The following is an 11,018-nucleotide window of genomic DNA, read 5'->3' on the forward strand; positions in this document are numbered from 1 at the left end:
CGCGCTGAGTACGCTTTCTGTTTGAAGAAACTAGCTTTTCCATCATAGGTCTCCAATGTGTAAACCTATTTCAGGACGGGACACTTGTTCAAAAAAAGCCCGGTTATTATAACCGGGCTTTTTTATTGAGCTGTGTATGACAGCAGCTTAAGCAGTGCCACCAACAGTGAGCAGATCCAGCTTGATGGTTGGCTGACCAACCCCTACAGGAACACTCTGGCCATCTTTGCCACACACGCCCACACCTTTATCCAAGGCAAGGTCATTACCTACCATGGAGATTTGCTGCATCGCTTCTGCACCCATGCCAATCAACGTCGCGCCTTTGATTGGGGCGCCCAATTTGCCATTCTCGATCAGGTAGGCTTCTGAAGCAGAGAATACAAATCGGCCCGAGGTAATATCAACCTGACCTCCGCCAAAGTTAGGGGCGTAAATGCCCTTCTCAACAGAGCCAATAATCTCTTCTGGCGAGTGCTGCCCAGGCAGCATATAGGTATTGGTCATGCGCGGCATTGGTAAGTGCGCATAAGACTCACGACGCCCATTACCCGTAGGTTTTTCACCCATCAAGTGAGCATTGAGCTTGTCCTGCATATAGCCCTTGAGAATGCCGTTTTCAATCAACGTGGTGTACTGGCCTGGCGTGCCTTCATCATCCATCGACAAAGAACCACGTCGGCCCTGCAATGTAGCGTCATCGACCACAGTGCAAAGTGGGCTCGCGACCTGCTGCCCCACTTTACCTGAAAACGCCGATGTGCCTTTTCTGTTGAAATCGCCTTCAAGCCCGTGACCGACCGCCTCATGCAATAACACGCCCGGCCAACCGGCTGCCAGTACTACAGGCATAGTGCCCGCCGGTGCGTCTATGGCTTCAAGGTTTACCAGAGCCTGACGAACGGCTTCGCGCGCGTAACCAAGCGCCACCTTTGAGCCATTTTCCTCAGCAAAGAACATGCTGTAATCACCACGACCACCACCGCCAGCAGAGCCTCGTTCGCGCCGCCCATTGTGTTCGGCCAGCACGGTACAGTTCAGTCTCACCAAGGGACGATAATCAGCTGCCAGCGTGCCATCAGACGCTACGACCAACACTTCTTCGTAAACACCAGAAATACTTGCGATAACCTGCGTTACTCTGGAATCTATCTGCCTCGCTTCCGCTTCCATCTCATGCAATAGCGCGATCTTGGCCTGCTCATCCAAACTATTGAGTGGGTCTTCCGCTGGATACAATGCGCTAAATGCTGGCGTCTTCAGCGCAAGGGCACTTTTGCCCTCAATATCAGCTCTGGCAATACCACGTGCGGCGGAGGCGGCATTTCGGATTGCGGATTCTGATATTTCATCAGCATAAGCAAAACCGGTTTTTTCACCCTGCACAGCACGAACACCTACACCTCGTTCAATGTTAAAGCTACCCTCTTTAACAATGCCATCTTCCAACATCCAGCTTTCGTGGCGACTGGATTGAAAATAAAGATCAGAAAAATCGAGCGGTTTTTGATGCAAAAATGCGATTGTCTGCTCAAGTGAAGCGATGGTAAGTCCTGAGGGCTCAAGCAAATTTTGCTGCGCCAGTGCGATAGACATTAAGACTCCTTATCCCAATGACTGAAAAAACGGGAATGTTGCATAACAGGCATATTACTACGGACCTGAGTGAGTTTCTCCCTGTCCATTATGACGGTTACACAAGCTACACCTTTATCCTGCATGGCGAGGACTTCACCCCATGGATCAATGACCAATGAGTGGCCATAGGTTTCTCTGCCATTAGCATGCACACCGGCCTGATCTGCGGCGACAATGTAACACTGGTTCTCAATCGCTCTGGCTCTGAGTAAAGTTTGCCAGTGGGCTTCTCCCGTTACCTGGGTGAATGCTGCTGGTAGAACTATAACTTCGGCGCCCTTCGCTCTCATCCAGCGAAACAGCTCGGGGAAACGCAGGTCATAGCAGATTGCCAATCCCACTCTGCCAAGCTCGGTGTCTATCACTATTGGCTGTTTACCGGCCTGATAGATATCCGATTCACGATAACTGCCAACAGCATCAGCCACATCAACATCAAACAGGTGCAACTTGTCATACCGGCCAACTTCCTGGCCTTCAGGCCCATAAACCAGCAGAGTTGCGGTCGGTTTATCAGCTGCCTGATTCAATATAGGCAAAGAGCCAGCCGCCAACCAGATACCGTGTTTTTTCGCCAATCCACTCAGTGCTGACTGCAACTCACCACGACCATGTAGTTCTGCTACGGCAGCAGTTTGGCGCTCACCACCGCCATAACATGCCCAATTTTCGGGGAGAACTACAAGCTGCGGACGAGTATCAGGAAGGTTATCGAGGGCCTTTTCAAGGTGTGAAAGATTCTGGGTAGGATCTGGAGAGCTCACCCACTGAAGCGCAGTTAAACGCATCAGGCAGCCTCTTGCATCAGCATTTTCAGCGGGATCGCTTTACCTCCAAGCTCGTCTGAACCTGAAGACGATGCAGGCTTACTCAAAACGGTAGGAGGCTCTGCTGGCGAAGAATCATCACCAACCGGCTTAGCAGGCTCGCCAATAGCTTCAGGGGCGGCTTCTTCTCCATCCTCTTTTTTCAGGTCTTTCATCTTCATATCCTTACTCTTGCGATCAACTTCTCGCACGTTCGGATCAGATATGGTGCCATCAATCTTAAGATTTACCTGATAAACGACTTCAACCACAGGATCCAGTACTGTCGACAAGGCCAGCACATACAGCCCGGTTACCGGCGTAATCGCAAATGCGGTCAAGACTGGCAGGCTGGCGGTTAGCTTGGGATAGAAGACAACATCATAATTCAGGGTCTCATCCACCAGCGAAGTACTGCCAAGGATATCCATGGTTCCGCTGGGACCATCCATCTTCAGGTTATCGGTACTGACAACACCTTGTTTAATACCAAAGTTGCCCCGAAAGCGATTGAAGTAAAGACCTTTATCAAACATGTCACTGAAATCAAGCCGCAAACGACGAACCAGGGAGTCCAGACTGAGCAGACTAATCAAGCCCACTCCCGCGCCACCGGCTTCAACGATATAACCATTCTTCATATCCATTGAAATATCACCATTGAAGTTTTCATGGCGATACTCTTCAGGATACCCGAGCCAGGAGAGACTGAATCGCATATCCATATCGGCGTCTCTAACCACGCTCGGAAGCCCCATATACTGAGAGCTTCTACCGGTATTGCTACTGCGGATCCGGCCTTCAAACTTGGACTCCATGCCGGCTTCGCCCAGTTGCCAACCTCCGGTAACATTGACTTCACCATCTCGAGGTTTCACCTGCAATTGGCTAAGCTCCATCCCCTCTCGTCCATCTTCCCAGGGCCTAATATCTAGTTCAATTTCACCAAATGTATACTTGTCGATTCCACACCGCCCACAACGTAAAGAGATCGCGGGCAGCTCTCGTGTTTTCGCCTTATCCAAGTCCTCAGCCAGCGCCTCTTCAAACGCATCAAACTGTTCTTGAGCAGTTGACGCTTCAGCATCCGGGTCGCTCGGCAATTGTTGGCGCAAGCCAAGACGAATCGACTCTGCATCGATCACCACAGAGTCGTCGGCATAGGTAAACCGCAGATCTGTGTCGTGCCCTTTAATAAGTCCGTTATAACTGTCGCCTTCCGCATTCAATTCCAAGTTTGCCTGCTCTAATAACAGTCCACTGATAGAAAGACGCCCTACATTTGCTTTTAATCGGCTGAAGCTGACCCGGCTGGGCTCATCAGGTGGCGCAAAACCAGACGGCTCAATTTTCTCTGGATGCAGTGTTGACGCCATCTCCAACCAAAGCGACAAATCAAGAGAATCCAGACCAATGCCTACACGGACATCGCCATCTTTTAGCGTCGGCAGTTGCGCCCGACCGATAGCGACACTAATCGCATCGAGCAACAGCAGTTCACCATCATCTGTCATGGTGACTTTGGCCTCTCCACGTTCAGGCATATCAACATCGATTGCGAGAGTTTGCTGATCATGGGCAAGTGATACAAGTATTGGCCAGGCAGCATCGGACGGCTTATCAAAAGGTGCTGGCAGATCTAATTGGATCCCCTCCAAGCTGGTACGAACATCGATTTGGCTACGCACTTTTTCACCAAATGTCTGAACCACAATAGAGCCTTGCCAGTCAGTTTTTCCTTTAGCAAGCTCCAGCCTGGGGTCATCCCACAGCGCTTTCAAAGCTGTCATAGGCCAGTGACCATCGACACTGGCATCAATGCGGTAATCTTCACCCCGCACCTCACGCCCATCCAGGTCAAAACGCACTGGGTGATCATACAGATTGCCTCGCCCACTTCTTATTTTGATGCGACTATCCACAAAGCTCAGTCTGCCAACAAAGTTTTCGATTGGCGTTTCAACCGCATCAATGGTGACCGTGTTGCCATTAAATGCGACATCCCCCTTTGCTACGACCTCTGCCGCTTCATAAAGTGGAATGGTGAGCTCCAGGTTTGCATTAATTGCTCCGGTGACAGGAATATCGGTTAGAACCTCCCCAACCGAATCCGCCAACGGTGATGCCTGCATCAGGCGAGTGGCATTCGTCCCATCACTGGAAGCTTTTGCGTTGATATACAACGTTGATTCGTCTTTAAATTCAGGTATGACAGCCTTTAACTCGGACAACTCTGTTCCCATCAGCTGACCTGAGGTTGACGTAATCTCCATCCCGTCATTTTCGAATTTCAGCATCAAGTTCACTGGGTCAAGCGCGGGCCATTCTGGATCGAACTTAAAAGTCGCTTCAGCTAAATCCACATACGCCTGAAAAATGCCATCATTGTTTTCATAAGGATATTGGGCAAAGCTGCCATGCCAAAGCAGTGAACCCGACTTCGTATGCCCCCCCTGCAGAGACTCTGTCAGGTATAACACCAGTTCTTCATCCATCACTGGCAGTGGGTAATAACGGTATGCTTTGGATGCATCTTTTAGCGAAGTATCAGCATATAAATAGAGCGAGGTCTGCTCTGCAAACTCAAGCATGAAGCTCGATGTGACTCCCAGTTCGGCTGTAGCGAGTCGCACGTGGTCAGAGAACAGCTTGGTTACGCCCTCCTGCTTCAGCCAATAAAACACACCATCCATGCGCGCTAGCGCAAAAGGCTCTGCAAACATATCATCAACATCAACAGGGAGGTCACGCCCATGCAGACTCATATGGCCGGAGTCAGGGTGGATAACCAACCTTCCCTCCAAGCCAGAAACACCAGGGATCCTGTTCCAAGCACTCCACCCAAGCCCGGACAGCTCTGTCCCAAGGTGAAGCTTCTGCTGTTTGACGTCTATATAAAGCGTCAGATCGTGAAGGATCCCGCGAGGCCGAAGTCCACGTAGAGGGTCCTCGATATCAGGAGGGATCTCTGGTGCGAGAGTTAACAGTGGAAGTACCCGGCTCAAATCCAGCTCTTTCACCGACATCACCAGTTTTTCATCGTCGATAATTCCGGAGACGTCATAATCCTTCCAGGCTTGGCCGTCGGTCGCAAACTGGGTTTTTTGAGTAGCGAACTTCCAACCGCCACTGTCCGTTGGTAACCAGCTGGCAAGCCCACCGCTCAGCGTGACGGTATGACTCTCGTCCCCCGATTTCCACCCAATATGGTTCTCACCAAATGACACCAGAATGCTTTCCAGTTTTTCCCAGCCAAAGTCGATCCATACTTCAGTGCTGACCTCACTCGAAGTAACTTCATAGAAGTCACCCAACACGCGGTTAAGGTAAGGCGCCAAATTGACTCGCTTAGCATCGATGTAGAGCTGCCCTTGAAGTGACTCCTTGTTGCCCAGCTCGCCTTCCAGCTCGAGGATAAAATTTGCTAACTGTTGAGTGCGAGGTTCAAGCACCACAGAGCCCTGGCCTTGGTGGCGACCATCCCGGTTAATCCATACCACGCTTTCAATTTCGACTTTTCGCCACTGCTGATCTTGCTCTTTCAACATGACTTCAGAGTTGGTCAGTTCAAAGCGGGTAAGGTGAAGGAAGAACAGTTCAGCCAGTGTCGTTCTGATGGAGCCGTCAGCGGATGTACTCGCTTGCTGTAATGTTGGGTCAATAGACAGGCGAACACCATCAAGCGTCAGCTGCTTAAAACGCCACTCCCGATGAAGCAAGGTTTGCCAGAAATCCAATTCAACTCTGGCTTCGGCGACCGATAACTGTAAGCCATCGTCGCTGCCAGCCAGGGAGAGTCCCTGAAGCGCCAGAGATGGTCCGAGCTTTTCCCAGCGAGCAGTCAAAGTGTCTATAGACAGTTCTATCTGGTACTCTTGATACATCCAGTCGATGATCTCATCGCGGTAGTCATCCAGATAAGGCAGTAGCGCCCTGACAGCACTCACAGCCATAGCCGAAAGCACCAGCACGATCGCTAAGACCAGCCAGGCTTTCTTTAACCAATAGAGTGGAGACAGGAAGCGTTTACTCACTTACATCATCACCACATCAAACTGCTCTTGAGCATAAAGGGCTTCTTGGTGCACCGAGACCTCTTTTCCTATAAATACTTTTAGCTCTGCCAGATTATGGGATTCGTCACCCTCAAGCGATTCAGCCACCCTAGGCGAAGCGTAGACTACAAAGCGATCTGCCTCATAGGCTTTATTCACTCGTAAGATCTCTCGCAGGATCTCATAGCACACGGTTTCAACACTCTTAACAGATGCCCTGCCCTGACATTCCGGACACACTGCACACAGAACATGCTCCAGGCTTTCGCGCGTGCGTTTACGTGTCATCTCCACCAAGCCTAACGATGAGAACCCGCTGATACTGAAACGAGCCTTATCCCGTCCAAGGGCCAGCTCCAGGCTGTGCAAAACCCTGCGTTGATGATCCTCATCCACCATATCGATAAAATCGATAATAATGATGCCGCCCAGGTTTCGGAGGCGTAATTGCCTGGCAATGGCTTGGGTAGCTTCCAGATTAGTATTGAAGATGGTCTCTTCAAGGTTTCGGTGGCCAACAAACGCACCCGTATTGATGTCAATGGTGGTCATCGCTTCGGTCTGGTCCAGGATCAGATAGCCACCGGACTTGAGTTCAACCTTGCGATCCAGCGCCCTCTGGATCTCATTTTCAACATCAAACAGGTCGAAGATGGGTCGATCACCTGCGTGGTACTCTGCTTTGTCCGTCAACTCAGGAACAAAGTCCTGCAAGAACTGCTTTAATCGCTGAAAGGTCTGACGGGAATCGATACGGATCCTGTCGATGCCGGTTCCGACATAATCACGCAGGATACGAAATGCCAGCGGTAAATCTTCGTACAGAACTGAGCAAGGCTGATTGGCAGCTCGGCGCTCCTGGATCTTCTGCCACAATAGCTTCAAGAACTTGGCATCATGCTCTACTTCTAAATCGCCAACGCCTTCGGCCGCAGTGCGTACAATAAACCCACCGATCTCATCGATATGCTTACCGGCAAGATCTTTCAGCCGAGCTTTTTCCTCTTCGCTTTCAATACGCTGGGAAACACCGACATGGCTTTGCCCCGGCATAAAGACCAAATAACGAGATGGCAGAGTGATATCTGTCGTCAGCCGGGCCCCCTTGGTTCCCAACGGATCTTTGACCACCTGAACCATCAGGTTTTGGCCCTGCTGAACCAGCTCAGCGATATTACCGGCTTGAAAGTGTTCCTGTTCAACATCCGCCACGCATTCAGTATGCGGTACGATATCCGACGCATGCAGAAACGCAGCTTTGTCTAAACCAATATCAACAAAAGCAGCCTGCATACCAGGTAATACACGGCTTACCTTGCCTTGATAGATATTACCGACAATGCCGCGCTTGGCTCGCCGTTCAATATGTACTTCCTGCAAAATGCCGTTTTCAACCAGCGCTACCCTTGTTTCACTAGGCGTCACGTTTATCAAAAGTTCGACGTTCACCCGCTACTCCCGATTAATTTTTTTGAATCTGTTGGTCTACGCGCTGCAGCAACCGCTCTGTTTGCACCAGTGGTAATCCAACCACGGCGCTGTAACTACCATGGATCTTCTCTACAAAGCGGCCGCCAAGGCCCTGAATGCCATAAGCACCGGCTTTATCAGCAGGTTCGCCTGTCGCCCAGTAGTCTGAAATGTCCTGAGGCGAAAGCATCCGAAACCAAACATTTGTGGTGATGCACTCTACGTCGCAGCGGCTGCCACAGGCTACCGCAATGGCCGTCATCACCTGATGTTCATTACCTGATAGTAATCCGAGAATGCGCGCGGCGTCTTGATCATCAATGGGTTTTCCCAAAATCTGGCCTTGAGCAACCACAATGGTATCGGATGCCAGTACCAATGCATCAGCGTGATTTTTCGCAATATGCAGTGCCTTTTGTTTTGCCAACCGGCAAACATGGGCTTCTGGAAGTTCACCTGGCAACGCTGATTCATCAATATCAGCAGGAAGCACATCAAAGGTAGGGCAAATCTGTGAAAGCAGCTCTTTTCTTCGGGGCGACGCAGAAGCCAAGATGAGAGGCGCACTAAATAGCCTGGTCATCACTTACTCCTTAACGAACTTTAAAACGCCGACGGATCTTTCTCAGCAGCAAAAACAACCAGGGCCAAAGCACCATACTGCTCACCACTGGAAGCAATATCCAGTAGGAGAGGGAAACATCATCGAATAGATATGCTGCCCAGAATCTGAGTAGCTGATGAAGGACACAGGTCACACCTACTAACAGTGACTGCTGCCATAAGGAAAAGTTTCTAAAGCGCTGGAAGTTAAGAGCAAAAATATAGCAGGCCAGGCTATAGGAGAGCGCATGGACGCCAAGAGGTGCACCAAGCAATACATCCTGAAGCAACCCAAACAACCAGGCATTACCCACATTGACCCGGTGTGGCAACGCCATGGTCCAGTAAAGCAATACCAGTAACACCCAGGTAGGACGCCATGCTGATGCAATGGCTGGCATCGGCATGATGGTCAGAACCAATGCCAGTAGTAATGAACCAATAATGACGATTCGGCCGTTAGGAAGCTGCAGATTCACTAATTTGCTCCCTCACTAAGTGGCTGGTCTATGGCATTTGGCCACAGCAACAACAGATAACGTAAGCGATCCAGTTCAGCAATGGGGCGAGCGGTCACCTGGGCGAAAGGAAAACTTTCATCGCGAACAACACTGGTGACTCTTGCCACGGGATATCCCTCAGGGAATCTCCCCCCCAAGCCCGATGAAATCAGCAGATCACCAATCCGAATATCGGTACTGTGCGCCACGTACTGAAGAACCAGTTTATCTACTTCACCGGTTCCCGTAACGATCGCTCGAACGTCATTTCGATGGATGCGCACCGGGATGGAATGAACACTATCACCGATCAAGATGACGCGACTGGTGGTTGACCCAACTTCATCGACCTGCCCCACCACACCATTATGATCCAACACAGGTTGACCAACATAAGCGCCATCGAAGCTGCCTTTATCAATCACTACCTGCAGACTGTACTGGTCGCTGTTAACGGAAAACACTTCTGCAACCATTTTGCGGACAGAGGAGCGTTCGGAGCTTCCCAGCAACTGCCGCAAACGCAGATTTTCCTGAGTTAGCTGCGCCAAAAGCTGCAGCTCAGCGCTGTCGATCAACGCCTGCTCTCTGAGTTTGCTGTTTTCTTCGATTAATTTCTGACGCGACTTGAGATGTTCGACAGCCCATGTCAGAGCACTCTGCGGCGCATTAGCCAGGTACTGCAAAGGGCTGACCAAGGTAGAAAGATAAAATTTAAACTGCGAAACCTGAGGCAGCGATTTATCAGCTGCCATCAGCGACAGTGATAGCAGCACGGCAATCACCAGCCTGAGTTGAAGTGAGGGGCCTCGGCCAAAGATAGGTTTCATAAAACAGGCCAACTCCTGACTGAAGTTGGCCTGTTTTCAGGGCGCATTTGCAAACGGCCCTTACTCATAGGTGAACAGGTCACCACCATGTACGTCTATCATTTCAAGGGCTTTACCACCACCGCGCGCCACACAGGTAAGAGGATCATCGGCAACCACCACAGGGATACCCGTTTCTTCCATCAGCAGTCGGTCGAGATCTTTCAGCAGACCACCACCACCGGTGAGCATCATGCCGCGCTCAGAAATGTCCGATGCCAGCTCAGGCGGAGACTGTTCCAGCGCTACCATCACAGCACTGACGATACCTGTCAGCGGCTCCTGTAGGGCCTCGAGAATTTCATTTGAATTCAATGTAAAGCTGCGTGGTACACCTTCCGCGAGGTTACGACCGCGCACTTCAATTTCGCGCAGCTCTTCGCCCGGGTAAGCCGAGCCAATTTCATGTTTGATACGCTCAGCAGTCGCTTCACCAATCAAGCTGCCGTAGTTGCGGCGTACATAGTTGATAATCGCTTCATCAAACTTGTCACCACCGATACGGACTGACGATGAGTAAACCACACCGTTCAGAGAGATGATGGCAACTTCAGTGGTACCACCACCAATATCTACCACCATTGACCCACGCGCTTCCGATACCTGCATACCGGCACCGATGGCTGCTGCCATAGGTTCTTCGATCAGGAATACTTCTCGGCTACCTGCACCCATCGCAGATTCGCGAATGGCACGTTTTTCTACCTGAGTAGCACCACAAGGCACACAAACCAGTACGCGAGGACTTGGCCGCAGCAGGTTGTTTTGATGCACTTGTTTGATGAAGTGCTGCAACATTTTTTCGGTAACGTAGAAGTCAGCGATCACCCCGTCTTTCATTGGGCGAATTGCGCGAATATTACCAGGCGTACGTCCCAGCATCTGTTTTGCTGCGTGTCCAACGGCAGCCACACTTTTTGGGCCACCAGCGCGCTCCTGACGGATTGCAACTACCGAAGGTTCATTAAGCACGATACCTTCATCACGCACATAAATCAGAGTATTGGCTGTCCCCAAGTCGATGGAGAGATCATTTGAAAACAGGCCGCGAAGTTTCTTGAACATAGGGAGCGCCTA

The 11,018-nt window shown here is 50.7% G+C and carries 8 protein-coding genes; all 8 read right to left on the minus strand.

Features of this window, described 5'->3' with window-relative positions:
* Positions 1-147: 147 nt before the first annotated feature.
* The 8 genes from tldD to ABEA14_RS17245 are packed head-to-tail and all read right to left on the minus strand — an operon-like array spanning position 148 to position 11,006.
* Positions 148-1,596 (minus strand): metalloprotease TldD, encoded by a 1,449-nt coding sequence (gene tldD, locus ABEA14_RS17210; protein ID WP_345341721.1) that lies wholly within the window; start codon positions 1,594-1,596, stop codon positions 148-150.
* Entirely contained in the window at positions 1,596-2,426 is an 831-nt protein-coding gene (locus tag ABEA14_RS17215) for a carbon-nitrogen hydrolase family protein (protein ID WP_345341723.1), read from the minus strand. The genes tldD and ABEA14_RS17215 overlap by 1 nt, the downstream gene beginning before the upstream one ends.
* Entirely contained in the window at positions 2,426-6,478 is a 4,053-nt protein-coding gene (locus ABEA14_RS17220) for a YhdP family protein (protein ID WP_345341725.1), read from the minus strand. Before ABEA14_RS17220 ends, ABEA14_RS17215 begins: the two co-directional genes overlap by 1 nt.
* Positions 6,479-7,948: a ribonuclease G gene (rng, locus tag ABEA14_RS17225; RefSeq protein WP_345341727.1), complete on the minus strand. Its 1,470-nt coding sequence runs from the start codon at positions 7,946-7,948 to the stop codon at positions 6,479-6,481.
* A 13-nt stretch (positions 7,949-7,961) separates the two neighbouring features.
* Positions 7,962-8,552 carry a Maf family protein gene (locus ABEA14_RS17230; protein ID WP_345341729.1) on the minus strand — a complete coding sequence of 197 codons (591 nt, stop codon included), beginning with the start codon at positions 8,550-8,552 and terminating at the stop codon, positions 7,962-7,964.
* 10 nt (positions 8,553-8,562) lie between these two features.
* Positions 8,563-9,051 carry a rod shape-determining protein MreD gene (gene mreD / locus ABEA14_RS17235; RefSeq protein WP_345341731.1) on the minus strand — a complete coding sequence of 163 codons (489 nt, stop codon included), beginning with the start codon at positions 9,049-9,051 and terminating at the stop codon, positions 8,563-8,565.
* Positions 9,051-9,902, minus strand: coding sequence for a rod shape-determining protein MreC (gene mreC / locus ABEA14_RS17240; RefSeq protein ID WP_345341732.1), 852 nt, complete (start codon positions 9,900-9,902; stop codon positions 9,051-9,053). The genes mreD and mreC overlap by 1 nt, the downstream gene beginning before the upstream one ends.
* 60 nt (positions 9,903-9,962) lie before the next feature.
* Positions 9,963-11,006 (minus strand): rod shape-determining protein, encoded by a 1,044-nt coding sequence (locus tag ABEA14_RS17245; RefSeq protein WP_345341734.1) that lies wholly within the window; start codon positions 11,004-11,006, stop codon positions 9,963-9,965.
* Positions 11,007-11,018: the final 12 nt, after the last annotated feature.

Source organism: Corallincola platygyrae (genome assembly GCF_039544265.1).
In the GTDB taxonomy this organism is placed as follows: Bacteria; Pseudomonadota; Gammaproteobacteria; order Enterobacterales; family Neiellaceae; genus Corallincola; species Corallincola platygyrae.